This window comes from Ruegeria sp. BB7, from assembly GCF_056539365.1.
The window spans coordinates 22,282-47,451 of record NZ_JBQFUV010000010.1; the positions used below are offsets into that span (position 1 = coordinate 22,282).

The 25,170-nt window shown below is 55.9% G+C and carries 20 protein-coding genes; 13 read left to right on the top strand and 7 right to left on the bottom strand.

Translation table 11 applies throughout. From position 1 onward, the window contains the following. Positions 1-16 precede the first annotated feature (16 nt). From ACR0D7_RS14600 to ACR0D7_RS14640, 9 genes are all read left to right on the top strand, one after another. Entirely contained in the window at positions 17-418 is a 402-nt protein-coding gene (locus ACR0D7_RS14600) for a hypothetical protein (protein WP_480679639.1), read from the top strand. A gap of 23 nt (positions 419-441) precedes the next feature. Continuing rightward, positions 442-1,302, top strand: coding sequence for a hypothetical protein (locus ACR0D7_RS14605; protein WP_480679640.1), 861 nt, complete (start codon positions 442-444; stop codon positions 1,300-1,302). Between the two features lie 66 nt (positions 1,303-1,368). After that, on the top strand, positions 1,369-3,411 hold the full coding sequence (locus ACR0D7_RS14610) for a dynamin family protein (RefSeq protein ID WP_480679641.1): 2,043 nt from the start codon (positions 1,369-1,371) through the stop codon (positions 3,409-3,411). Continuing rightward, positions 3,408-4,694: a dynamin family protein gene (locus ACR0D7_RS14615; RefSeq protein ID WP_480679642.1), complete on the top strand. Its 1,287-nt coding sequence runs from the start codon at positions 3,408-3,410 to the stop codon at positions 4,692-4,694. The genes ACR0D7_RS14610 and ACR0D7_RS14615 overlap by 4 nt, the downstream gene beginning before the upstream one ends. Before the next feature lie 338 nt (positions 4,695-5,032). Continuing rightward, entirely contained in the window at positions 5,033-7,153 is a 2,121-nt protein-coding gene (locus tag ACR0D7_RS14620) for a serine/threonine protein kinase (RefSeq protein WP_480679643.1), read from the top strand. A 206-nt stretch (positions 7,154-7,359) separates the two neighbouring features. Then, complete coding sequence (locus ACR0D7_RS14625; protein ID WP_480679644.1) at positions 7,360-8,370, top strand: FHA domain-containing protein; 1,011 nt, start codon at positions 7,360-7,362, stop codon at positions 8,368-8,370. A gap of 3 nt (positions 8,371-8,373) precedes the next feature. Beyond that, positions 8,374-9,159: a PP2C family protein-serine/threonine phosphatase gene (locus ACR0D7_RS14630; RefSeq protein ID WP_480679645.1), complete on the top strand. Its 786-nt coding sequence runs from the start codon at positions 8,374-8,376 to the stop codon at positions 9,157-9,159. A 21-nt stretch (positions 9,160-9,180) separates the two neighbouring features. Beyond that, the gene (locus tag ACR0D7_RS14635) at positions 9,181-10,443 is read left to right on the top strand and encodes a type 2 periplasmic-binding domain-containing protein (RefSeq protein WP_480679646.1); all 1,263 of its coding nucleotides are present in this window, start codon (positions 9,181-9,183) and stop codon (positions 10,441-10,443) included. Positions 10,444-10,486: 43 nt separating this feature from the next. Beyond that, the gene (locus tag ACR0D7_RS14640) at positions 10,487-11,587 is read left to right on the top strand and encodes a peptidoglycan-binding protein LysM (protein ID WP_480679647.1); all 1,101 of its coding nucleotides are present in this window, start codon (positions 10,487-10,489) and stop codon (positions 11,585-11,587) included. A gap of 343 nt (positions 11,588-11,930) precedes the next feature. On the opposite strand, the gene ACR0D7_RS14645 is transcribed toward ACR0D7_RS14640, so the two are convergent. The 7 genes from ACR0D7_RS14645 to ACR0D7_RS14675 form a co-directional block, all read right to left on the bottom strand. Next, complete coding sequence (locus tag ACR0D7_RS14645) at positions 11,931-14,144, bottom strand: NADP-dependent isocitrate dehydrogenase (RefSeq protein ID WP_480679648.1); 2,214 nt, start codon at positions 14,142-14,144, stop codon at positions 11,931-11,933. Between the two features lie 227 nt (positions 14,145-14,371). Beyond that, positions 14,372-15,397 carry a trans-3-hydroxy-L-proline dehydratase gene (locus ACR0D7_RS14650; protein WP_480679649.1) on the bottom strand — a complete coding sequence of 342 codons (1,026 nt, stop codon included), beginning with the start codon at positions 15,395-15,397 and terminating at the stop codon, positions 14,372-14,374. Between the two features lie 9 nt (positions 15,398-15,406). Continuing rightward, positions 15,407-16,645, bottom strand: a complete 1,239-nt coding sequence (locus tag ACR0D7_RS14655) for an NAD(P)/FAD-dependent oxidoreductase (protein ID WP_480679650.1) — start codon at positions 16,643-16,645, stop codon at positions 15,407-15,409. Further along, on the bottom strand, positions 16,642-17,574 hold the full coding sequence (locus ACR0D7_RS14660) for a 4-hydroxyproline epimerase (protein WP_480679651.1): 933 nt from the start codon (positions 17,572-17,574) through the stop codon (positions 16,642-16,644). Before ACR0D7_RS14660 ends, ACR0D7_RS14655 begins: the two co-directional genes overlap by 4 nt. Further along, positions 17,565-18,524: a dihydrodipicolinate synthase family protein gene (locus tag ACR0D7_RS14665; RefSeq protein ID WP_480679715.1), complete on the bottom strand. Its 960-nt coding sequence runs from the start codon at positions 18,522-18,524 to the stop codon at positions 17,565-17,567. The genes ACR0D7_RS14660 and ACR0D7_RS14665 overlap by 10 nt, the downstream gene beginning before the upstream one ends. A gap of 158 nt (positions 18,525-18,682) precedes the next feature. After that, on the bottom strand, positions 18,683-19,741 hold the full coding sequence (locus tag ACR0D7_RS14670; RefSeq protein WP_170384564.1) for an ABC transporter ATP-binding protein: 1,059 nt from the start codon (positions 19,739-19,741) through the stop codon (positions 18,683-18,685). Next, the gene (locus ACR0D7_RS14675) at positions 19,738-20,544 is read right to left on the bottom strand and encodes an IclR family transcriptional regulator (RefSeq protein ID WP_480679716.1); all 807 of its coding nucleotides are present in this window, start codon (positions 20,542-20,544) and stop codon (positions 19,738-19,740) included. Before ACR0D7_RS14675 ends, ACR0D7_RS14670 begins: the two co-directional genes overlap by 4 nt. A 141-nt stretch (positions 20,545-20,685) precedes the next feature. On the opposite strand from ACR0D7_RS14675, the gene ACR0D7_RS14680 reads away from it, so the two are divergent. The 4 genes from ACR0D7_RS14680 (at position 20,686) to melA (ending at position 25,149) form a co-directional block, all read left to right on the top strand. Further along, entirely contained in the window at positions 20,686-21,945 is a 1,260-nt protein-coding gene (locus ACR0D7_RS14680) for an ABC transporter substrate-binding protein (RefSeq protein ID WP_480679652.1), read from the top strand. 93 nt (positions 21,946-22,038) lie between these two features. After that, positions 22,039-22,962: a carbohydrate ABC transporter permease gene (locus ACR0D7_RS14685; RefSeq protein WP_480679653.1), complete on the top strand. Its 924-nt coding sequence runs from the start codon at positions 22,039-22,041 to the stop codon at positions 22,960-22,962. A gap of 1 nt (position 22,963) precedes the next feature. Next, positions 22,964-23,812, top strand: a complete 849-nt coding sequence (locus ACR0D7_RS14690; RefSeq protein WP_480679654.1) for a carbohydrate ABC transporter permease — start codon at positions 22,964-22,966, stop codon at positions 23,810-23,812. Next, positions 23,809-25,149, top strand: coding sequence for an alpha-galactosidase (gene melA, locus ACR0D7_RS14695; protein WP_480679655.1), 1,341 nt, complete (start codon positions 23,809-23,811; stop codon positions 25,147-25,149). The genes ACR0D7_RS14690 and melA overlap by 4 nt, the downstream gene beginning before the upstream one ends. Positions 25,150-25,170 lie beyond the last annotated feature (21 nt).

The window sequence follows — 25,170 nt, forward strand, 5'->3', positions numbered from 1 at the left end:
GCGCAGGTGAAATGCGATGACTATCGAAACCGCGATGGCGACCGCAATGACGACAATACCCGACTGCATTGCAGCCGGGTATGTCGATATGGAGACTGGGATGTTGCTGGGGGCCAACACTTCGGACCCTGACAGCGCCGAAGTTCTGGACAGTGTTGCGATTGCCGTGGCCAACTTGTTTCAAGGACGGGGGATCAAAGCCTTCGAAGAATTGTTACGCAACACCGGTTCCGACGAGTCGGACGACCTAGGATTTGGGGAAATTGCGGTGTTTTCGAACGACAGGCTGAACATTTTTTTGCGGACTCGGGAATACCCCGATCATGTGGTCTGCTACATCTGCCGAAACAGTGCCAATGTTGGTTTGGCGCTGACTAAATCACATCTGAGTCTGGGGCCCGTCGCGGCCGCAGTCTAAACCGGATCAGAGGGGGTCACGGGATGATGGATACGGACATACTGGAGATGCTCGACGACATCGGGCGTTCCTCTGTCGCGCGCCTAACCCCAGCGGTAACGGTTCCAGGTGAGACCGCGCTGGTACGACGCGAAAAGGTATTGCGAACTATTCGCGGCACCATTTTACCGCGCCGTCTAGAATTCACGGCGGCCAACGGCGATTGTCTTGCCATCGAGGTCAACAGCTCTCGTGTGACGGATATATTCCGCGTGCAGTCAGGTATCGCTCCGGATTTCGAAACTGAACCGCGTGAAGAATTGGCAAGCAAACTGGCCCAACTGGTCAGTGATATAGCCTGCGCGCCCGCGCCTCTGGAATTGATTTCCCTGCAACCGGATACCGCGCTTGAGGCGGACGACGTCGGCATTACGATCAGCGAGATTGAAGTCGCCTGTGAGAGCATTGATCTGCCCGCAGATCCTGTCATTTCCATTGTTGCCAGTGACCCAGAGCCACAGGATACGGCGGTAGAACACGATGGGCCTGACAGATTGGCTCAGCTTTTTTACGAAGGGTGCGAGCGATTTGCGCAAGGCCGTGTACTGGTTGATGGAGCAGATGGAGTGGCGCTGCGCGTGGATGGCGCATGCCAGGCAAATGAACCTTTACATCCGAGCGATGATCTGTTGTCCCGTTTCGCACAGGATCTAGCGGGCTGGGATGAAGACGTAACCACCGCGATGGACCATCCGCAACTGATCGTGATGCGGCCATCTGGTGGTAAAGGAGCCGGGCTGGCTGTTCTTAACGATGGTGAAAAAATCGCTGTGGCTGTGCATGAGGCACGCAAATTGGGCGCTGTCGTCAACCTTTGGACCTCTTTGACGAGGCCAGAGGAATGATTGGCCCGGATTGTTCAAATTTTCTGTGTATTCGATCCGTGATTACAAGTTGCCAGGGTAAGGTAAATGAGTGAAAACAACCGTCTCGAGTTAATCCGAATTGCCGAGGATATGAACGGGACCTCTAACGAGGAAACCCGTCACTTCATCTCGCGCATTGTCGACGATCTGACAAATCTGAAACCCTCGATTGCCTTTGTCGGACAGATCAAGGCGGGCAAGTCCCGTCTGATAAACGGGTTCACCGGGCAGGCCGAATATCTGCCTTCGGACGTGAACCCGTGGACTACCGTGATCACTGATATGCATTTCGGTCACCCCTCGGGTCGCACGACTGGGGCTGAGTTCCACTTTTTCGACAACCGTCAATGGCAAGCACTGATTGCCGAGGGTGAAGAGTTGCGCAACATGTTCCCGGATGACGAGGACAGCTATAAGCGCGAGATGATTGAAGAGCAGGTCGAGGCGATGAAAACCCGCGCCCAACTGCGATTGGGCGAAAGCTACAAGCATCTGCTGGGTCAGCATCACGATCTGGACGAGCTGAACTCGGACGATCTGGCGCGCTATGTTTGCGCCGGGGATGATCCGACTGAGGAAGGTGAGCACGATCCAGGGTCGGATCGCGGTCTATATAGTGACATCACCCGCAAGGCCGAGGTCTATTTCGACATCGGCCATTTCCCGTTCCCGTTGACGGTGACGGATACGCCGGGCGTTAATGACCCGCTTTTGATCCGTGAGGAAATTTCACGCCAATACCTCAGGGAATCTGATTTCTTCGTGGTGGTTCTGTCTGCACATCAAGCCTTGTCGCGGGCAGACCTGAAACTGTTCCGGCTGATGCAAGCGTTGGAGCTGGGACAGATCGTGGTCTTCATCAACCGTGTCGATGAATTGGGCGGCGGTGCGGAGGATGCCGAAAAGGTCCGAGCCGACGTCATGGACGGGTTGGAACAGGCATTGGGAAATTCCGTCATCGACGTTCTGATGGGCAGCGCGCAATGGGCGCATTATGCACTGACCGGAGATGACACCGGCGTCAACCACGACGAGGTTCTGGCCTGGCTGCGTGCACATCCCGAACAGATGAGGCAATATCTGGACGGCGTGCAAGAGATCAAACAGGGCTCGGGTCCGATCAGCCGTGAAGGTGTTTTGCGCTTTGCCGCGATGATCGCCTCAGGCTTGCCGGACCTGCGTCGCCATGTGACCAGCGCCCTGACCGAAGGCCCGCGCAACGAACAGCTTCGAATGGCGTGGCAGCATCTCAACAGCTTTGCACAAGGTGAACTTGAACGTACCAAGGCCCATCTGCGCGCTATCGCAGATGACAATCACCTAACAGCGGAAAGCGGTGGTGAGAACAATAAGACACTGGCTGATTTACGGGGACTTGTGACCCAGAAAACCGCGGAGATCGTCAATGACATGGATGACGTTCTAGCCAACCTGCGCGGCGTGATGGACGATACTGTGGCTGAATCCGTCTCGGTTGTCGTGCGTGGCCCCAACGGTGACTCGCCGCTTATGGCCAAAGGCGGTGAAACCGAATTGAACTTTGGTCCGCTACGCGACCGGATGCGCGAACTTGTTCAGGGTGCCACGCAAGTGGTGCGGCAACGCATGCTCAGCGAGTTGTACTCGATCGACATGCAAAGCAACGCAGCTTTGCGCACCCTGCCCGGCTGGCAAGATCCGGCTGACAACCGCATGAACACCAGCGCCGTGCGGTGGTTCCGACCGGACACCACTGCCCTTACCCGTGGCATTACGGTCGAACTGCGGATCACCTGGCTGTCGCGCCTGATTTCACGCAAGAGTGTTATCGCGCGCGCCGAGCGCATGATTGTGCAGGAATTCGAAATGATCGGTGACGATCTGGTCGACACAGCGCGTGGTGATTTGATGGAACGCTTGAATACAGTTCTTGATCATTATCTTGCTTTGCTGGCAGGGCATCTTGAACATCGGGCCGGAAGCGGCGAAACAAATGAACGAGCCGAGGCTCAGGCGTCATTTGATCAGGCACAGCGCATCACAGAGGAACTGGGTGCGATATTTGGCGCAGATGACGTAGAAAAAAGACTAGCAGAGGCTGCCGAATGATCGAATTTCCCGGAACCGAACAGGAAGTGAGGCAACTTGAACGCTTTCTGACCGCGACCGAAAACCAGCCAGCAGAGGTTGCGCTGGATGAAATGCGCAAGCGTGCTCTGGCCCATGCCGAGCGGCTGTCCAATGCTGTGAACATCGGGTTCGCCGGAGAGTTTGGGGCCGGCAAATCCAGCCTCGCCAATATGCTCGCCGGTGCAGATATTCTTCCAACCGGACCGCAGCATTTGAAACTGCCTCTGGTTATCGTGGCTTATTCCGAAATTCCCGAAACTACAGTCGGCTGGTGGGATCGAGAGCCCAAAGTCTATTCCGGTATTGCGCTGGAAAAAGCTGCAGCAGATGAGCCCGACTTCATTTCAGTGGGTCTGAACACCCCTGCCCTGCAGGAAATTTCTCTATTTGATCTGCCCGGCACGGGCGCTTTGGATGATACTTACAAGGCGACCCTGGATCTTCTGAAGTTTGTCGATTGCGCGATCTGGTGCACCAATGGCACCAATGCCTGGCGCGAAACCGAGCGCCACCTTTGGGCGCAAGTCCCTCAAGAACTGCGGGCAAACAGCCTGCTGGCCGTCACTCATGCCGACCTACCCCCGGTTCGGGACGCCTTGGATCGAGTGGTGGCGAGACTGAACAAGGAAAAAGGCGAATTGTTCCGTTCGGTCGTGCCAATTGGCACCCCGATTGCTGTGCGTGCGATGGCGCAGGAACCCGAACCCGATTTTGGCCTTTGGGAAACCTGTGGCGGTCAAGATCTGGCGGAACAGGTGCTACAAATTGCTTCGGACCGGCGTCTTGCGGACATTGAGGCCGCTCGCGCGGATCTAGGACAGGATTTTCTGCCCTATCTGGAAACTCTGGGTGCGACTGACTTTGAGCCGGAACAGTCCGACACCGTATCTATTCACGCCACTCTGGAAGCTGCGCTGCCGCCACTCGAAAATCCGATCCTTGAAGATTGGCTGGCGGCTATTGCCAGTATCTACGAAGATCTGCGCGAGTCCGCAGACATTGAGCCCGCGGCTTTTTTGCATTCATGTCAAGAAATCGTCGAAGACTTTGCTGAACGGCTGGAACATGGTGGCGAGATCGACCCGGCCGCCGATTGGATTCCTGCTGAGTTCGAAAAGGCCACCGACTTGCTTTTGCTGCTTCAATTTGAAAGCGGCGATGCGCCCCTGAAAGATGCGATCAGTATCTTGGCGCAGCTCAGTGATAACCTGGCCTGGGCCGGAAGCCGGGCAGAGTCGGTTCAGTCCAAAACCGGCACCTGATAATTTCCCGTTAAAATTTAGCCGCGACGCGGCGATTCGAGAGGCTCGGAATCGGGCCTCTCACACAGCGAGTCCGTTGACTAAGCGGAGACAAACAGGTGATTACCCGGCATTTTGTGCAGAGCCAAAATCTACATATAGTAATTCAAAATCACCGATTATCTATATGTTGAATTTCGCCAATAACGATCCTTAGTGAAGCCATCAGGCGGCCCCAATAAAGTCAAATTTGAAACGTCTAACCGTATGCAGTGTCTTGCGGTTGTTTTTGGTTGTGAGTGTTGGGGCGATTTAGCCCAGTTGAACTACCGCAAAATGTTTAGAACGGGCGGGAAGAAATGAGCCACAACCAGGCTGTCGGTGCATCGCACGACGAACCGAAAATCGAAGGACTTGAACCTGGCGCCAAGCTGTTGCGTGGGCAGTATGAAATTCTGCGCTTCCTCAGCAATGGCGGGTTCGGCATTACCTATCTGGCGCGTGACAGCTTAGAGCGCGACGTAGTGATCAAAGAGTGCTATCCAGGTGCTCTTTGTGTGCGCAACGGCGACAAGGTCGAGGCTGCGGATCCAAACCACAAGGACGATCTGCGCGCTATCATCGACCTGTTCATTCTGGAAGCGCGCAACCACGCACGCTTGGTGCATCCCAACATTGTCAACGTCCATCAGGTGTTCGAAGACAACAACACCGCATATATCGCGATGGACTTTATCAAGGGTTGCGACCTTCTGGACTATGTCGAAAATGAAGACAATAAGTCTGGCCCCGATTTCATCATTCAAGTCACCGAAAAGATGCTGTCGGCTGTTTCGTTCATTCACCAAAGCGGCATGCTTCACCGGGATATTTCACCGGACAATATCCTGATCAACGAAAACGACGATCCGGTTCTGATCGACTTTGGTGCCGCGCGCGAACAAGCTGCAAATCAGTCTGCAGCCCTGTTGACCTTGCGGGTAATCAAAGATGGCTACTCGCCGCACGAGTTCTACGTGCGCGGTGCCGATCAAGGCCCCAGCAGTGACCTGTATGTACTGGCGGCCACCTTGTATCATGCCATCAGCGGTGAACGCCCGATTGACGGGCAAACCCGATTGAATGCTTTCAACAACAGTCAGGAAGATCCCTACACCCCGCTGGCCGGACGATTCAAAGGGTATCCCGAAGGTTTCCTTGAAGCGATCGACAAGGCAATGGAAGTGCACGCGACCGACCGACTGCAAACCGCTTTGGACTGGCTGCGCATGTTCCGTGGCCCGGACGTCATGTTCGATACATTCGACTATCGCCCGGTCTCTGTCATTGTCGCGATGGACCGCAATGACGACGAAGCTGAAAAAGCCAGAATCAAAGCTGAAAGCGAAAATGCCGAAGCTGTGGTCACCGCCCTCTTGGCTGGAAACGCAGATCTGGTGTTGGGCAACGAAGAAAAGAATGAAGAAGAGCTAGCCAAGTTCACCCCCAAGGAAGAAACGGCCGTCGCCGTGGACACCGTGGTTAAAAGTGGTTCTGGTGGCAGTGGTAAGCTAATTGCGGGCCTTGCTATTGTCGTGGCCGGTCTGGCCGCTGGCGGTTTCTTCATATTGTCCGGTGAAAACGACACACCTGAGGCAGAGGTTTCCGCTGTCGCGGAAGACTCGCAAGAAACGATCGCATCGCCCACGCAAGAAGCTGAAATTCAACTCCAGCCGGAACAGGATGATCTGGCGCAAGAACAGCCAGAACCCATTCTAGCCCCGGAACAAGCAGAACCCACTCCGGCACCTGTCGAGCAGGCGCAGGCTGAGACGGCTGTCATAGAAGAGGCTGAAGCCCAGACAGCCGTATCTGCCCCAACTACATTGCCCCCGCCCGCAGAAGCGCAGGTTGGCTTCTCGCATTGGGATGTCGAGATCCCGTTCCAGACCTCACAGAGACGGACATCAACCGGCAACATCATCGCTGTTACCGGCGTTGATCCGAACCAAGATATGTCGGTGATCGGGGAATGGGTGAAACGTGGCGTGGCGATCTACACGTTTAACGGCGAACCGGTTCGCGAAAACACCAGTTTTGCCGCTCAGGTTCTAGATGAGCTGTCGGTTGATCCTGACGGTTACATCCGTGTGACTGCGCGCTATCGCCCACTTGGTAAGACGCTGGCCCAAAACGGGTTGCTGGCCCTTCCGGCCATCCGGATGGTCGGATTGGAAAACGGATACGGGTTCACAGTGCGCAATGAAAACGGTCAGGGATGGTCAACCGTTGTGACCACAATCCCTGCTGATGCGGCAAGCACCCTGCAGAAGGGCGATGTCTTACTCAGAGAGACGCAAACAGGGTCCGCAATCGAAAACCAGAAAAGTCTGGATGAAATGCTGGAGGCATTGGTTGCGGAAAAACAATCTCAGGCGCGTTTGACCGTATTGCGCAACGGCGCCGAAACAACCGCCACGATGCAGTTGGCACAGGAGTAATCTGACCGGATCGCAAGTGATCTGCCGCTATGTGAAAACTGAGGGTGGTGCTTGGAAATCCACCACCCTGACGGGGACCGGCCCGTCGCGGCAGAAAAGTTAGTTTGATTTCCGAAATCTAGTGCCGTTGTGCCGATGCGCGCAGAGGCGAATAGCAGCCCCGCAGGACGACAAGCCCTGTGTCAGTAAGCAAAGGTGTCGACACCATGTTCAAATATAAAAGCCCTCTTAGCCGGCTTCTGGAAGGTGCCGGCAAACCCAAAGACGCTGAAACCGAAGAAGTCGCTGAAGCAGTCGAAGTAACCGAAGCCGAAAAACCTCAGCCAATTGCGGATTTCAACGCGCTGCGAAACGCTTTGGCAGGCGGCAACTTGACGTCGGAAACCTATGAGGACACCGACGAGCTAATTCCTGAAGAAAAGATGCCCAAGTTTTCCGAGGCCACGGAGGAAGCGGAAGCACAAGACGAGACGGTAATGACAGAGGTCGTCACCGAAACTCAGGACAATATCTTTGAGGCAACTGAAGCACAGCCTGAATCCGAGGAGCCGATTGTAACCCTGCATGTGGCTACCCAAGAAGAACCCGTCTCGGTTGAAGTTCTGGAAGATGACACCTCTGCGGCAGACCCAATTGTTGAGGTCGTTGTAGAAGCCGAGGAGCCCGTTCAACCCGAACCCGTCGCAGAAGCTGAACCGGCAGTTGAAATTAAGCCGGAACTTCAGATTTCGGAACCCGAACCAGCCCCTGCTCCGGCAGATCGTCGCGGGCGCGTCAAGACAACCTTCCTTGGCTTCGAGCGCGCGGACACACATGTTCAAGACTTGATCGAAAGCTCGGAACCCGTCGCGAAAACCGAAACAGCGCAAGAGACGTTCCCCGTTGGTTGGCTGGTCGTGACCGCTGGGCCGGGCCGCGGTTCTTGCATCACACTGACCGAAGGTCTGATGCAAATTGGACGCAACGATGATCAGGCCATTCAGTTGGATTTCGGCGATACCGGTATCTCACGCAGCAACCACGCCGTGATCGCTTATGACCCTGAAGACCGTAAATGCTATCTGGGACATGGCGGTAAGGCCAATCTGGTCCGCTTGAACGGCAAGCCGGTGCTGAGCACTGTTGCGCTAAACAGTGGTGACCTGATCCGGATCAGCGAAACTTCGATCCGATTTGCAGCCTTCTGTGACGACGGCTTTGACTGGCGGGACGCCTAATAGATGCTGGCTCAACCGGCATATGATATTGCGCTGATCCTGGACAAGGGTCAGCGAGAAACGCAAGAAGACGCGGTCGCTGCCCGCATGTTTGATGCTTCCGATTCAGCCTATGTTGTTGTCGCAGACGGCATGGGTGGACACGCAGCCGGCGAGGTTGCTTCGGAGTTGGTTGTCAAAGCCTGGCGCGAAGCTTTGGATGCCGAATTGGATGGCACTGCTCTGACCGAGGCCGCTCTGCTCGATGCCCTGCCCTTGGCAGCGATGCAGGCCAACGCACTGATTTCCAATCACTGCGAGGAACAAGGTGGTGACTACAACATGGGGTCGACCTTGTTGGGAGTCCTGTTACTGAACAACCGTTTATATTGGATCTCGATCGGTGACAGCCCGTTGTACCTGTTCCGAGACGGGGTGCTGAGACAGATTAACGAAGACCACTCAATGGCACCGGTGATCGATGCGCAGGTTGCCCAAGGCACTCTGAGTGAAGCCGAAGCGCAGGTTCATCCCGACCGCAATCAACTGACATCTGTGATCATGGGACGTGCGATCCCCAAGGTCGACTGCCCAGAGAACCCGCTGACCTTGACCGCCTCTGACACTCTGATCCTGGGCAGTGACGGGCTTCAATATATCAGTGATGAGAAGATTCAGACCATTTTGCAAGACAACGCGGCAGCTTGGGCACAAGACATCGCAGATGCACTCTGGCAGGCCCTTCGGGCCAAGGGTGATCCGGATCAGGACAACGTCTCAATCGGCGTTGTGAAACTTACAAAAAACTAACCAAGGCAAAGATACAGGACCATGAGAACCCATCTGTTCATATCCAGCCTGGCACTTGCTGCCGCGGCCGGAGCAGCTTCGGCGCAAGAGGCTTGCTCGACCTATGAAATCCAGCGCGGCGACAGCCTTCGTGATCTGGCAATCGAAGTGTATTCGACCGAGGATTTTCGGATCATCTTTGACGCCAACCGCGATGTTATCGGTAACAATCCGAACATCATCCGTGTAGGCGATGTTCTGACCCTGCCATGCCTAGAGGATATCGGACGCGCACCGGCTGCTCCGGAAACCGAGGCCGAGGCCATGGCAGCCGAGATGGCCGCAGAATTGGTTAAAGCCGCCGAAAAGCGCGCTGAAAAGGCTATAGCCGAAGCCGAAGCCAGAGTCGCCGAAGCGGAAGCTGAAGCGAAAAAGGCCAGCGAAGAAGCCGTTAACGCGGCCAAAGTCGCCGCCCAACAAGAAATCGAAGCCGCGCGTGCCGAAGGGGCCGCGCTGATCCGCGAGGCTGATGCCGGAGAACGCCCGGAAATCCGGGATCGACAACTATTGCTGATCACCGGCGGCAACTACGCTCCGTTTACAGATGAAGCCCTGCCTCATCGTGGTCTCTATACTAACCTCGTAGAGACAGCCATGCTGCGGGCCGCACCCGAGCAGGCCTACAAGATTCAATTTGTAAATGACTGGCCCTCACATCTGGACCTGCTGATGCCGACATTGGCCTTCGACGCGACTTTCCCCTGGTCACGCCCGAACTGCGAAGAAGCCCAGACACTATCGGAAAAAGACCGCGACAGATGTGAGACATATCACTTCTCGGACCCATTCTATGAAGTTGTGGACACATTCTTTGCCCTTAGGGGATCGGGCTATGAGCAGACCCTAACCTATGCGGATTTTGCGGGGACCACGATTTGCCGCCCCGAAGGATGGTCGACATCACATATGGATGCAGTAGGTCTATATGAACCCGCGATCACGGTTCTGAGCCCAGTGTCCCCGGACGACTGTTTTCACGCCGTGATGGAAGGAAAGGCCGACATCATCGCGATCGAAGCACATCTGGCGGGCGAGGCAATCGCGCGTCTCGGTTACGAACATCAGATCATCGAAAACCCCAACCTAGCGGCAATCAAGTCGCTTAACGTCATGACCCACAAAGATAACCCGGATGGGGAAGCGATCCTTGCGACGCTCAACCAGGGTCTGGCGATCATGCAACAATCCGGAGAATGGCGCGACATCGTGTCAACCGCTCTGCGTCATCAAATGGAAAACGGCTAAGGCCCGAGCAGGCCTGATAACTAAAAGTCTGGAGGAAGTGGACATGTTAAAGAATAAACTGAAATCTGCAGTGCTGTCGGCATCGACTCTTACGGTTCTCAGCGCTGGCGCAGTTGCTGCGCAAGAAGCCTGTACCAACTATTCTGTTTCGGACGGTGATACTCTTGCGACGATCTCGATCGCTGCTTATGGCACGTCAAACTATCAGCCGATATTCAACGCCAACCGCGACAACATCACGAATCCGAACGACCTGGAACCGGGGCTGATCTTGGCACTGCCCTGTAACGATGGCAGTCTGCCAAACGGGCAATCGGCCCGGGAAGTGATCGCAAACGAAGAAGCCAGAAACGCCGACAACCAATCTTCAAATATCTACGAAGCTCCGATCCGTATGGTTCTTGGCGATAATTGGGCACCTTTTGCTGACGAGAGTATGGAAGGTGGCGGCATGATGGCTCGCCTCGCCTCCACAGCCTTGCGTCGCGGTGGCAACAACCGTGAACATTCGATTAGTTTTGTGGACGATTGGGCCTCGCATCTCAGCACATTGCTGCCTTTGGGAGCGTTTGATGTATCCCTTGGCTGGTACATGCCTGACTGCAGCAACAAGTCGTATGAGTGGGGCGAGAATACCACGATGCGCTGCACCGAATTCGATGTTACGGTCCCGGTTTATGACTCGGTAATCGGCTTTTTCACACTTGCGGAAAACAAGTATGCCAACGCCCAGTCTTTCGAGGATTTCCACGGCGCGACCATTTGCCGGACCGCCGGTTGGTTTACATTTGACCTGGAGCAAGTTGGTCTGGTTGCCCCCAACATTTCGATGATGCAGCCAAGAACGTCATTGGAATGTATGGATGCTGTGCTGAACGGAACCGCCGATATCGTCAGCTTCGAAGTTGAGCTTGCAGCGGATATTCTTGCTCAAATGGGAGTGGCATCAGGTGAAGTCGTTGAGAACGCCTATCTGAACAACATCCTGAGCCTGCACTTCTTCGCTCATAAATCCAACCCGCACGCACGTAAATACGTTGCATTGCTGAATCGTGGTTTGATCGAAATGCGCGAAAGTGGTGAATGGTACGCGATTGTTTCGGACACTCTACGCGAGGCAAATGAAAGAACAATTTCGAACTAAGCGCGCAAGCAAAAATGCCGAAGGGGCTGGACCATAACCAGCCCTTTTCGATTACGTCGCTGTTTCGCAAGTGCCGTGCATTTAAGAGGCGGGATCCAATTGGCCAAATGCCAGTCTGATGCCAGTTGGAGCGTGTAGTTCGGGGTTGTGAGGTCAACGCCCTCAAAGTTTACGGGAAACCCCTAATATCCTGAGAATTCGATTCTGATATCGTGAAATCAACTAAGCCGGTAAGGGTTCGCCCTTGCCACTCACTCAAAAAAGGGACCGACTTTGGGGGTCGGTCCCTTTTTCTTTATCTATATGCACAAGGCATTGCCACGCCCGGCGCGGCTTTTGGCGATCAGTCGATAATCGCGTTCAGGGTCGCGCTTGGTCGCATCACCGCAGACGTTTTAACCGGGTCGGTGTGATAGTATCCGCCCAGGTCGGCAGCACCTCCCTGTGCCGCAGCCAACTCGCTCAGGATTTGCTCTTCCTTAGCAGCTAGTTCGGCAGCAACCGGTGCAAACTCAGCTGCCAGTTCGGCGTCATCGGACTGAGAGGCCAGAGCCTCAGCCCAATAACGCGCGAACCAATAGTGGCTGTTACGGTTGTCGGGCTGACCAACCTTGCGGCTGGGCGAGCGGTTGTTGTCCAGAATGCCCTGGGTTGCAGCCTCGGCCGCTGCACCCAGTACACCTGCCTTCGCGTTGCCCTTGCTGTCCGCCAGGAAGTTCAAGGACTCACCCAACGCACAGAACTCACCCATCGAGTCCCAGCGCAGGTGGTTTTCCTCAACCAGTTGCTGCACGTGCTTCGGCGCCGAACCGCCCGCACCGGTTTCAAACAGGCCGCCACCATTCATCAGTTTGACGATGGACAGCATTTTAGCCGAGGTACCCAGCTCGAGGATTGGGAACAAGTCGGTCAGGTAATCCCGCAATACGTTGCCAGTGATGGCGATGCTGTCCTTGCCCGCAGTGATTGTCTCCAGAGACTGACGGGTCGCTTCGCGCGGAGCCATAATCAGGAACTTATCGGATACGCCCGCGGCGTGAAGTGCTGGTGTTACGTAGTTGATCAGTTCCGCATCATGGGCGCGGTTTGAGTCCAGCCAAAAGATCGCTTCGGATCCGGTCAGACGCTGCCGATCCAAAGCCAGCTGAATCCAGTTCTCGATCGGAGCTTTCTTGACGGTGCATGCACGCCAAATGTCCCCAGACTCGACCTCATGCGACAGCAGCACTTCGCCACTTGCGGCAACAATGCGGATGGTACCGTCTGCAGGCGCTTCGAAAGTGGTCGGATGCGAGCCGTACTCCTCGGCCTTCTGCGCCATCAGGCCGACATTGGCGACGGCTCCGGCGGTGGCTGGGTTCAGCGCGCCGTTGGCTTTGAAGAAATTGATGGTTTCGTCATACACACCGGCATAGCAGCGATCCGGGATTACACAATTGGTGTCGCCTTTGGCACCAGACTCGTCCCAGCCTTTACCACCGGCACGGATTACGGCAGGCATCGAGGCATCAATGATCACGTCCGACGGTACGTGCAGATTGGTAATGCCTTTATCGCTGTCGACCATATACATCGACGGGCGGTCGCCTTTCAGAGCATCGATGGCCGCCACGATCTCGGCACTGTCCTTGACGCGTTCCAGCAGATCACCCAGACCCGAGTTCGGGTTCACACCCAACGCGTCCAGTTCAGCACTGAACTTTTCGAACACCGGGGCCAGCCAGGCTTTGACCGCATAGCCAAAGATGATCGGGTCCGACACTTTCATCATGGTCGCTTTCATGTGAAGCGAGAACATGGTGCCGTCTTTCTTGGTGTCTTCGATGGCTTCGGCCAAGAAGGCGGACAGCGCTTTGACCGACATGAACGTTGAATCGGCCACAGTGCCTTCGGCGAGTGGCCAGCCGTCTTTCAGCACGGTAACGCCGCCGTCTTTACCAACGAATTCAATCTTTGCGTCGCCAGACTGAGCGGCTGAGATAGTGGCCGATTTTTCATTGGCGTAGAAATCGTTGCCCGACATCGACGAGACCTTGGTCTTGCTGTCGGCAACCCATTCACCCATGGAATGCGGGTTCTTCTGGGCAAAGTTCTTGACTGCCTTTGCGGCACGACGGTCGCTGTTTCCTTCCCGCAGAACCGGGTTCACAGCCGAGCCCTTGATGCCGTCATAACGTGAACGGATCGCTTTTTCTTCGTCGTTAGACGGTTCTTCAGGGTAGTTCGGGATATCGTAACCCTGCGCCTGCAGCTCTTCGATGGCAGCCACCAGCTGCGGGACCGAGGCCGAGATGTTCGGCAGCTTGATCACATTGGCTTCAGGCGTTTTCACCAATTCTCCTAATGCGGCCAGATCATCGGTGATGCGCTGCTCGTCTGTCAGGTTCTCGGGAAAGGTTGCAAGTATGCGTCCAGCCAGAGAAATATCCTTGGTGCCTACGCTGACACCCGCCGCCGAGGCGAACTTGCGAATGATGGGCAGGAACGAGGCGCTGGCCAGCTCGGGCGCTTCGTCTACAATGGTATACAATACGTCGAAGTTCGATTTTTCTGCCATATTCTTTTACCTTTTTTAAGCCTTTCGGGGCGTGCGATCCAAGAGTGTGCCACTTATGCGTGGCGCGATAAGGGGCGCGGGTATCCTACCGCCCCAATGGTGACTCTGATTTGACAGGGCTTCCCTTAAATCAGGTTGGCCTTGGGATCAATCGTCTAGTGGGGGCGCAAATTGACACGGTTGGGGAAAAACGGGGAAATTGCTGAATACTTGTGCGAAAGTCGCAGTCAAACACCCCATGTGTCGCTTAATTTGTACCCGCCCGGCCAAGGATCATTCGGGTCAAGCATGTGTTGATGGGTGCCGGTAATCCAGCCGCGACCGCTGATCTCGGGGGTTATAGCGACGCGGTCTCCGACATTCGTCTGTTCGACAATCCTGCCGGTAAATCGCGACCCGATGATCGAGATCGCCTCGAACGTATCCCCGACCGTCATCTGCCCCTTCGCCGCCATCAGCGCCATGCGTGCGGATACCGCAGTACCGGTGGGGGACCGATCGACCTTGCCCGGTTGGATGGCGACGGCGGATTTGCCGGTCAGGCCGGTTTCGGTTTTCTCCAACGGTCCGCAAAAGGCACAGAACGATATGTGGTTCCAGTCGGGGTTCTGGGGATGGGTAAAGCCAAGTTGCTCATTGGCCGCGTTTGTGATTGCAACGCCTATGCGCGCAATATCCCTGGCTTCATCTTCCACGATCCCGAACCCCAGCGCGGCGGCGTCGACCACAACAAAGCTGTCCCCCCCATAAGCCGTGTCCACAGTCAAGGTTCCGATATTCGGAACCTCAAGCGGAACCGAGATCTTGTCGGCAAAGCTGGGTAGGTTCTGCACAAAGATGCGCTCAGCCTTGCCATTTCTGCATTCGGCTCGGACGCGTACCAGCCCACCTGGGGCTTCAAGCGTCATCCGGGTTTCCGGTTCCTGCATCGGGATAATCCCGCCATCCAACAACACCGTAGAGACACAGATCGAGTTAGAGCCAGACATGGGTGGCGTGTCTTCGGGCTCCATGATGATAAAAGCCGCATCCGCTTCGGGGTGTTTGGGTGGGACCAGCAGGTTGACGTGGCGAAACACTCCACCACGCGGTTCATTCAGGACAAAGTTGCGCAAAGTCTGGTCCTGGGCGATGAATGCGCGCTGATCCCAGATCGTATCTCCGGGCGGCGGTTGTACTCCGCCAACGATTACATCGCCCACCTCGCCTTCTGCATGGGCGGAAATGACGTGGATGGTCTTGGTGCTGCGCATGTCGTGTCCTTAGAACCGGGAAGCAGAGAACGGGGCCAAAGAAATCTGGAAGGGCTGCCCATCAACCAAGGCACCGACCAGTTCGGCTGTTCCCGCCGCTTGGGTCAGGCCGAGATGCCCGTGACCAAAAGCATAAATCACGTCCGGCGCGCTTGGCGAGGGCCCAATGACCGGCAGACTGTCGGGCAGCGACGGACGGAATCCCATCCATTGCGTGCCGCCTTCGGTTTTTAGTCCGGGCAGGAATTTAGCGGCTTTGTTCAGCAAGGTGTCGGCCCGTTTGAAATTTGGCGGCAGGTCCAGCCCGCCGAGTTCGACCGCTCCGCCAATCCGCACACCGCCATTGATCCGGGTCGCGACAAACCCATGGCCAGAGAATGTAAGGTGCATACGCAAGTCAAACGCGCCTTCGGGCAAGGTCGTGTTATAGCCGCGCTCAGTTTCAAGCGGGATAAGGTCTCCAATTGTACGGGCAAGATGATGCGACCATGCCCCCGCACACACCACAACCTTGTCCGCGTCGATTTCACCATCTGCCAAGGTGATCCGCACTGCTCCGTTCACAGGGAACAGCGCGCGGGTTTCCTGAATTTCGATGCGCCCACCGCGCGTAAGGAAGGCTTGCGCCAAATGCTCAACCCAGTTTTTGGGGTCGACGGTGTTTATCCAATTGGGGGTGAAACCGGCATGGGTAAAACGAGGGCTGAGGCCGGGTTGTCTTTCGGCAATGCCCTCGCGAGTTTCCAGCAGTTCGAATTCAATTCCGTGCTGGCGGCGCAGCTCCCACGTAGGCAGGCTGGCGCGATACTCCGCCTCGCCTTCATAGAGCTGCATTTGACCATCGCGCTGCATCATGTGTTCACCATCAATATCGGTGATCAGGCGGGTCAAGGCGGCTGCAGACTGTTCCATCAGGCTGGCCTGCGCGCGCAAGCTGTCTTTATAGGACCCGAGGCGGCTCGCCTTCCAAAATCGAAACATCCATGGGGCAATCTTCAGCGCATAAGAAGGCGGCACGGACAAAGGACCCAACGGATCCAGCAACCATTTCGGAGCTTTCCGTATAATCCCGGGTGTGGCCAGCGGCTCCACTTCGGAAAAGGCAAATGCCCCTGCATTCCCAGCCGAGGCCTGCGCAGCAATGCCTTCACGATCCAGAACCAAAACTGAATAGCCCCGGCGCTGCAATTCCAGCGCCGTTGTGAGGCCGATCACACCAGCTCCGATCACAACGACTTTGGCCATCATGCCTCTATGCCAATTTTAAAAGGGTCGTTTGCGTCAAAGACAAGCGTCGCCTCGGCCATTATATGAGCCTGCCCGGTGATCGAGGGGATGACACCTCCGTTAGGACCCGGCTGATAGGACAAGCGATAGGCGCTGCCAATGACACTATGCTGCACGATCTCGTCTCCAGGTGCCAAACGCCCATCGGTCGCAAGGCAGGCCAGCCGCGCCGAACTGCCCGTTCCACAGGGAGAGCGGTCATAATTGTCGTCAGGACACAAGACAAAGTTACGGCTGTGAACCCCAGGATCGGGTGAAGTGTCCTGAAAAATCACGTGGTCGATCGGCTCACCCTGCTCTCCGCCGATGCCTTGCGCGATTGAGGCCCCTCGGATCGCGACCGTCATATCCGTAAGTTGCCGGATATTGGCAGCCTCAACCGGAATCGGACTTGGCTCAACAATGAAGAACCAATTCCCACCATAAGCGACGTCGCCTGAAACGGTTCCATAGCCCGGGACATCCAGCGCCACATCACGATGGACCCGGCGGCTTTCGATATTTGTGACAGTCACAGTATTGGCGTCGTGCAACTCGACTGTCACGATCCCTGCGGGCGTTTCGATCTTGTGACGCCCAACGCCAATTCGCCCCAGATGCGCCAGCGTAACGGTCAAGCCGATGGTCCCATGCCCGCACATGCCCAGCACGGCATCCACGTCAAAATAGATCACGCCGGTCACGCAAGAAGGGTCTACAGGCTCGACTAAAAGCGCGCCGACCATGGCAGGTTGCCCGCGCGGTTCCAGCATAATCGAGCGGTAGAATCCTTCATGTTCCGTCGCCAACCTATGGGCGCGATCAGCCAGCGGGCCATTGCCTAAATCCGGCGCACCGTCGAGGATGACCCGCGTCGGTTCACCCCCGGTATGGCTGTCGATCACATGCATTCAGCGATTACTCCGCCCTGTTTGGACCAATCGGCGAACCATGTGCGGAACAGGTCGTATTGCTGTTCACAATAGTTGCGCTGCGCGTCGGTCAGTTCATCCGTTTCGTTGAAGTGCAGGCGATATTCCTGTTCTCCATTCAGCACCAGAAGATGCTTGTAATACAGCACCAGATCCGGGCCTTCGTCAAAGCTGGACAGAACATGGAAGGCATCCGTCAGTTCCTGTGCTCGCTGTCGCGCTTCGGCGTGACCCTGTGCCGCCTTTTTGGACAGAGCTGCCAACAACAGTGCCTCACGCGGGAGCGCGGTACCAATTCCTGTGATTGAGCCGGTCGCACCGCAGTTGACGAAGCCGTGGTAAACCTCGGTATCGACCCCAACCATCAGCGTTACCTGATCGTCCTGGCTTGTGATGTTTTCTGCGGCATAACGCAGGTCGTCCTTGCCTCCAAATTCCTTGAATCCGATTAGATTGGGATGTTCGGCGCGCAAAGCAAAGAAAAGATCAGCACGGGTTGCAAAACCGTAGTACGGGCTGTTGTAGATGATCGCGGGCACATCCGGCGCCGCCGAAAGGATCGCTTTGAAGTGATTCTTTTGCGCGGTAGGAGAGCTGCCGCGTGACAGGACGCGCGGGATCACCATCAGACCAACTGCCCCCACCTTTTGGGCATGCGCCGCGTGGGCGACGGCGGATTTGGAGTTGATCGCTCCGGTTCCCACTACGACAGGCAATCCGGCTTCGACCAACCTCTCGACGCCTTCCATACGCTGTTCGTCGGTCAGCAATGGCCAATCGCCCATCGAGCCGCAATAGACAACCGCCGACATACCCGCGTCGATCATCTGTTTGCCCTTGCGTACCAGCGCATCGAAATCCGGGCTACGATCGGCCTTACAGGGGGTCATAAGTGCTGGCATGGTGCCGGTGAAAACATTGGTCGACATCAGGGCTATCCTTCCAAAATGAGCAGCAGAACCGGGCGGGATGCGCCCTTTCGCCTCGCCATAACGGATATTGGATACAAAATCCATAAAAATCTCTCGGACAAAAAGCGCGCCGGATCAGTGGATCGGCGCGTTTAACCTGGGTCACAGCATTGTCGCTATCTCAAACGTTGCCCGCTATTGGGGTCAAACAGCATGGCACGGTCGCTCCGGACACTAATGCCAATTCGTTCCCCTTGTTTGCTGCGCTGATCTTCACGCTCTTCAACGATCAGCTTATCACCATTCGGCGTCAGCAAATACGAGTAGCTTACTCCGCCAAGTGCCTCGGTCAGATCAACAGAGCATGCCTCCCCGGTGCGGTCCACCTCAATATGCTCAGGACGGATACCCAACGTAACTTTGTTCATACCCGCAGGGACATTCGCCGACACCACCAAAGGCGCACTGAGCGCGGGGTGCGAAACCGTGCCGTCGGCAAAATCGCACTCTAGGAAATTCATCGCAGGGGAGCCAATGAACCCCGCCACAAAGCGGTTGTCCGGGTCGCGATAAAGATCCATAGGGGCGCCGACCTGTTCGATCCGACCATCCCGCAAAACCACGATCTTGTCGGCCATGGTCATTGCTTCGACCTGATCATGGGTAACATAAATCATCGTCGCGCCTATCTCATTGTGTAGGCGTGCGATTTCCACCCGCATCTCGACACGCAGTTCGGCATCGAGATTGGACAGGGGTTCATCGAACAAAAACACCTCCGGTCCTCGCACGATGGCTCGACCGATGGCCACCCGCTGACGCTGCCCTCCGGACAGTGCCTTAGGCTTGCGCTTGAGGTACGGGTCCAGTTTCAGGATATTCGACGCCTGCTGCACTTTCTGGTCGATCTCGGATTTGGCGACCCCGTTCATGCGCAGTCCAAAACCCATATTCTCGGCCACCGTCATGTGCGGATACAAAGCGTAGGTCTGAAACACCATCGCCACGCCACGCTTGGCCGGGTCCATATGGGTCACGTCACGCGTCCCAATTTGAATTTGCCCCTCGGTGGTCTCTTCCAATCCCGCGATCATCCGCAGCAAGGTAGACTTGCCGCAGCCTGATGGACCAACGAACACGCAGAATTCTCCATCCTCAATCTCAAGATCAATCCCATGAATTACTTGCGTCTCGCCGTATCGCTTGATCGCTTGGTTCAGAGTCACACCTGTCATGTCGCTTGCATCCTGTCTTTGTCAGCATTCACGCGGGTTTCGGGGAACCGCCAGGCCTGTGCTTCGGCTCCGATCTGTTCGGCCACGCGGCGAACACGGGGAACCCAGGTTTCCAATTGTTCGAAATTCATCCGCTCGGTCGATCCGGTCACGGAAATCGCCCCCAGCATCCGACCGCCCGAGGTCAAGATCGGGCAGGCAACACAGATGATGCCGTGCTCGTGCTCTTCATCGTCAACTGCATAGCCTCGGCTGCGGATCAAGTCGAGATCAGCCCGCAGCGCGGCCTCGGACGTTAGCGTTTTTTCCGTGAACCGGTGATAGCTTTGCTGTGACACAGCCCGATCCAGCGCGGCCTCATCCAGATGTGCCATCATCGCCTTGCCAACGCCGGTGCAATAGGCCGGACCAACCTTGCCAGCTTGCGAATACATCTCGACCGGTTGGGCAGCGTTGCGTTTATCGACATAAAGCACTTGACTGGCATCCAACTGCGCCAGATGCACCGTCTCTCCGGTTTCTTGGCTCAGCGCATCCAGAAAGGGTCGCGCTATAGGTGCCAGCGAGCTTTGCGTCCAAGCCGCATGCGCCAATCGGACCAACCGCAAACCGGGCGTATAGGTCTGTCGATCAGGATCATATGACAGCATACCCTGATTGGTCAGCGTCTGCAGAAACCGATACAGCGTTGCTTTGGGGAAATCGCTGCTTTCCAACAGCTCTGCGAATCTCACCGGACGCTGAAACGTCGCCACCTGATCCAACACATCACATGCTTTTCCTATTGTACCGTCACCTGCCACGGGCGCTTGGTCTCCTCTCATCGATCCATCGCCATCTTCACGAGGGTCTTGACAAGACTAACCGAGTCGATGTGTAGTTTTCAATATATAAAACACTGTTTCATTATTTGGAACCTATAGTGGAAGCTAAGGGAGGAAACCATGCATTCCATGTTCAAGCGCTCAGCGGCGGCGTTGGCAGTCAGTGTGGCACTTGCTGCGCCTGTCGCGGCCGAACTGTCCGGCGAGCTTCGAATCTTCCTCGACACATCGAACCCGGCGCCGCGCGCGACGATGGAAGCGATGATAGAGCGGTTTGCAGCTCAGCACCCGGGGCTGGAAGTCGAGACCACCGTGATAGACCGTGAGGCTTATAAAACTCAGATCCGTAACTTCCTGACTGCGGACACACCGGACGTGGCCACATGGTATGCCGCCAACCGCATGAAGCCTTATGTAGAAGCCGGCTTGTTCGAGGATGTTTCAGACCTGTGGGCCGAGCCCGAAATCGCCGAAAACCTTGCCTCGACCAAGGGCGCGATGACTATCGACGGCAAGCAATGGGGCGTGCCCTATACCTACTACCAATGGGGTGTTTACTACCGCAAAGACATCTTTGATGAACTGGGCCTTTCCGAGCCGACCACTTGGGAGGAAGAGCTTGTCAATTGCCAGAAGATCGTCGATTCCGGTCGCGCTTGCTATACTATCGGCACCAAGTTCCTGTGGACCGCTGGTGGCTGGTTCGACTACCTGAACATGCGCACCAACGGGTTTGACTTCCACAACCAACTCGCCAATGGCGAAATCAGCTGGGAGGACGACCGGGTCAAACAGACCTTCGCCAACTGGAAGCAGCTAATCGACATGGGCGCGTTCATCGACAACCACCAGACCTATAGCTGGCAAGAAGCCCTACCATTCATGGTCAACGGCGAAGCCGCCGCCTATCTGATGGGCAACTTTGCCGTCGCCCCGTTGCGCGAGGCTGGCCTGACCGACGATCAACTGGACTTCTACCAGTTTGTCGCGATCAACCCAGATGTGGAGCTGGCCGAAGATGCGCCAACCGACACGTTCCATATCCCGACCAATGCCTCGAACAAGGAAGCCGCACGTGAATTCCTACGCTTCGTTGTTTCGGCGGATGAACAAACCGAAATCAACAACGGTGCCAACCTCGGTCAGTTGCCTGTGAATGCTCAGTCGTCCGTGGATGACGACAAGTTCCTGCAACAGGGATTTACCATGTTGTCGTCCAACAGCCCCGGCGGCGTTGCCCAGTTCTGGGACCGTGACGCTCCGGCTGAAATGGCCAAAGTGTCGATGGAGGGCTTCCAGGAGTTTATGGTCAAGCCGGACAATGCCGACCGTATTCTAGCAAAGCTGGAGCGCGCACGTCAGCGCATCTACGATCAGTAACCGAAGGTTTGGGCCGGGCAAAAGGCCCGGCCCTATCCGATCTTGGCAAATAGGTAGGCTCTGGTCCGCCAGTCTCTCAACCGGAACAACATCATGACCCCTACATCAGATATGGAACCGGAAAGCTGGTTCCACAGAAACCAACAGCGCATTGCGCCCTGGCTGTTTCTGGCCCCCGGTCTTTTGTTCTTTATGGTCTATGTGATCATCCCTGTATTCCAGTCCTTTAACCTGTCACTCTACGAATGGGATGGTCTGGGTGCAGCTGAATACGTTGGGTTTCGCAACTACGAAGACCTCTATTGGGAATGGGTGGATCGCGACGCATTCTACACGTCACTGAGAAACAATCTGATCTGGCTGATCCTGTATTTGGCCGCCATCCCGGCGGGTCTGTTCATTGCACTGTTCCTAAATCAGACCGTCTGGGGCATTCGCCTGTACAAATCACTGTTTTTCTTCCCCTTCGTCATTTCTCAGGTCGTCGTGGGCCTCGTATTCACTTGGTTCTACGACCCGACCTTTGGCCTTTTAAACGAATTCCTCGGCTTGTTCGGCATGGGCCCGCTGAATGTGCTCGGCGACGAACGCTTTGTCACATACGGCATCATCTTCGCCGGTTTGTGGCCACAGACCGCATACTGCATGATCCTCTATCTCACCGGCCTGAACGCCGTAGACCCCGAACAAATCGAAGCCGGTCGTCTGGACGGTGCAAAAAGCTGGCGGATGCTGAGGCACATCATCCTGCCGCAACTGCGCCCCGCGACCTTCATCGCCTTTGTTGTGACCATCATCGGCGCGCTGCGCAGCTTCGACCTGATCTCGATCATGACCCAGGGTGGCCCGTTCGGCTCGTCCCGCGTGCTAGCCTATTACATGTTCGAGGTCGCCCTGTCCGAATATGGCTTCCGCATGGGATATGGCGCGGCAATCGCGGTGGTCCTGTTCCTGATCATGCTCTGCTTCATCGCCTACTTCCTGTGGTCGATGTACCGCGAAGAAAGGGGGCACTGAGATGTTTCCCAAACCCATCGAAAAACAATCCCGCGCGGCACAGATCAGCTATCAGGCCATGCTGCCGCTGGCCTTGCTATTGTGGCTGGGGCCGCTGCTGGCCGTCGCGCTGTTTTCAGTCAAACCTGCTGCAGATTTCACCAACGCCAATTATTGGGGAATGCCTTCCAGCTTTGAAGGAGCGTTCAACTACGGGCAGGTCTTCTTCAACTCTGACATGCCGCGCTACCTACTGAATTCGTTCCTGATTACCGTGTCCACTGTGATCGGAGCCGTTGCCCTCAGCTGCATGACTGGCTTTGCGCTCGGTATCTACAAGTTCCGCTCTAATCTCTGGATCTTTTTCATGTTTGTGGCTGGCAACTTTGTCCCATTCCAGATTCTAATGGTTCCAGTGCGCGACCTGACGCTGCAACTCGGCCTCTACAACACCAAAACCGGTCTCGTCCTGTTCCATATCGCCTTCCAGACCGGCTTCTGCACACTCTTCATGCGCAACTTCATCCGCGCGCTGCCCTTTGAGTTGATCGAGGCCGCCCGCGTCGAAGGCATCAGCGAATGGCGCATCTTTTGGTATGTTGTCCTGCCGCTGATGAAACCCGCAATCGCGGCGCTTAGTGTGCTGATCTTCACCTTCATCTGGAACGACTATTTCTGGGCCGTGGTCCTGACCCAAGGAGCCGAAAGTCAGCCTGTCACAGCAGGGATCACCAGTTTCAACGCCCAGTTCCGGGCCGCCTATCAATTGATGAGCGCAGGCTCAATCGTAGCGGCCCTGCCGCCAGTGGCCATGTTCTTCCTGATGCAGAAACACTTCATTGCGGGTCTGACTCTCGGAGCTGTAAAATGACCAAAATCGCTTTTATTGGAGCGGGTTCCACGATCTTCATGCAGAATATTGTTGGCGATGCGCTGTTGACCCCTGCCCTGGCCGACAGCCATTTCGCGTTGATGGATATCGACCCCAAGCGGCTGGCCGAAAGTGAGGCTGTGGCTCGCTCGATGATCCGCTCGGTCGGAACGGGCGCAACCTTGTCCACGCATACCGACCGGCGCGCAGCGCTGGAGGGGGCTGATTTTGTGATTACTGCCTTTCAAGTTGGTGGTTACGAGCCCTGCACGGTGACTGATTTTGAAATCCCCAAACATTATGGCCTGCGCCAGACCATCGCGGACACTCTAGGGATCGGAGGGATCATGCGTGGTCTGCGCACTGTTCCGGTACTGTGGGATGTGGCACAGGACATGATGCAACTCTGCCCCGATGCAACTTTGCTGCAATACGTCAACCCGATGGCCATCAACACCTGGGCGCTGTCCGAGAAATTTCCGGCACTAAAACATGTGGGTCTGTGCCACTCGGTTCAAAACACGGTCGAAGAACTGGCGCATGATCTTGACTTGCCCAAGGACGAAATCAGCTACAAGGTCGCGGGGATCAACCACGTCGCCTTCTTCATGCGGCTAGAACACCAGGGCCGCGATCTGTACCCCGCACTGCGGCAGGGGTATACGAGCAGTCAGATCCCAAAGGCCCCTTTGTTGATGCCGCGCTGCCCCAACAAGGTGCGGTACGAGGTAATGGACCACCTTGGCTATTTCTGCACCGAAAGCTCAGAACATTTGGCGGAATATGTCCCATGGTTCATCAAGGATGGGCGCGAGGACCTGATCAAGCAGTTTTCGATTCCGCTGGACGAATACCCTACTCGTTGCGTCGAACAGATGGCCACTTGGCAGGAGCAGGCAAAGACTCTGACGGACGGACGGGATGTCGAAGTCACCCGCAGCCACGAATTCGCCGCTGACCTGATGAACGCGATTGTCACCGACACACCCTATGTGGCTTACGGCAACCTGTCCAACACAGGCCAGATCCCGCAATTACCCTTGGCAGCGGCGGTAGAAACACCCTGCTTGGTGGACAGTAACGGTGTGCAGCCGTCGGTTGTCACGGACATTCCACCGCAGTTGATTGCGTTGATGCGCAGCCAAATCAATGTGCAAGAACTGACCGTTCGGGCACTGGTCGATCAGAGCCCTGAATACATCTATCACGCAGCCATGATGGACCCGCATACCGCCGCAGAACTGGACCTGCGTCAGATCCGCAACCTCGTAACCGATCTGCTGAACGCCCATGCTGACTGGCTGCCAGACTGGTGCCGCCCGGCCCGCGCCGCCTGATCTTCATCTTTTCACAAATAC

Bases quoted from the DNA above. Each gene is read 5' to 3' on its own strand.
- ACR0D7_RS14600 (WP_480679639.1), top strand. From the start codon at position 17: ATGACTATCGAAACCGCGATGGCGACCGCAATGACGACAATACCCGAC.
- ACR0D7_RS14605 (WP_480679640.1), top strand. From the start codon at position 442: ATGATGGATACGGACATACTGGAGATGCTCGACGACATCGGGCGTTCC.
- ACR0D7_RS14610 (WP_480679641.1), top strand. From the start codon at position 1,369: ATGAGTGAAAACAACCGTCTCGAGTTAATCCGAATTGCCGAGGATATG.
- ACR0D7_RS14615 (WP_480679642.1), top strand. From the start codon at position 3,408: ATGATCGAATTTCCCGGAACCGAACAGGAAGTGAGGCAACTTGAACGC.
- ACR0D7_RS14620 (WP_480679643.1), top strand. From the start codon at position 5,033: ATGAGCCACAACCAGGCTGTCGGTGCATCGCACGACGAACCGAAAATC.
- ACR0D7_RS14625 (WP_480679644.1), top strand. From the start codon at position 7,360: ATGTTCAAATATAAAAGCCCTCTTAGCCGGCTTCTGGAAGGTGCCGGC.
- ACR0D7_RS14630 (WP_480679645.1), top strand. From the start codon at position 8,374: ATGCTGGCTCAACCGGCATATGATATTGCGCTGATCCTGGACAAGGGT.
- ACR0D7_RS14635 (WP_480679646.1), top strand. From the start codon at position 9,181: ATGAGAACCCATCTGTTCATATCCAGCCTGGCACTTGCTGCCGCGGCC.
- ACR0D7_RS14640 (WP_480679647.1), top strand. From the start codon at position 10,487: ATGTTAAAGAATAAACTGAAATCTGCAGTGCTGTCGGCATCGACTCTT.
- ACR0D7_RS14645 (WP_480679648.1), bottom strand. From the start codon at position 14,144: ATGGCAGAAAAATCGAACTTCGACGTATTGTATACCATTGTAGACGAA.
- ACR0D7_RS14650 (WP_480679649.1), bottom strand. From the start codon at position 15,397: ATGCGCAGCACCAAGACCATCCACGTCATTTCCGCCCATGCAGAAGGC.
- ACR0D7_RS14655 (WP_480679650.1), bottom strand. From the start codon at position 16,645: ATGATGGCCAAAGTCGTTGTGATCGGAGCTGGTGTGATCGGCCTCACA.
- ACR0D7_RS14660 (WP_480679651.1), bottom strand. From the start codon at position 17,574: ATGCATGTGATCGACAGCCATACCGGGGGTGAACCGACGCGGGTCATC.
- ACR0D7_RS14665 (WP_480679715.1), bottom strand. From the start codon at position 18,524: ATGTCGACCAATGTTTTCACCGGCACCATGCCAGCACTTATGACCCCC.
- ACR0D7_RS14670 (WP_170384564.1), bottom strand. From the start codon at position 19,741: ATGACAGGTGTGACTCTGAACCAAGCGATCAAGCGATACGGCGAGACG.
- ACR0D7_RS14680 (WP_480679652.1), top strand. From the start codon at position 20,686: ATGCATTCCATGTTCAAGCGCTCAGCGGCGGCGTTGGCAGTCAGTGTG.
- ACR0D7_RS14685 (WP_480679653.1), top strand. From the start codon at position 22,039: ATGACCCCTACATCAGATATGGAACCGGAAAGCTGGTTCCACAGAAAC.
- ACR0D7_RS14690 (WP_480679654.1), top strand. From the start codon at position 22,964: ATGTTTCCCAAACCCATCGAAAAACAATCCCGCGCGGCACAGATCAGC.
- melA (WP_480679655.1), top strand. From the start codon at position 23,809: ATGACCAAAATCGCTTTTATTGGAGCGGGTTCCACGATCTTCATGCAG.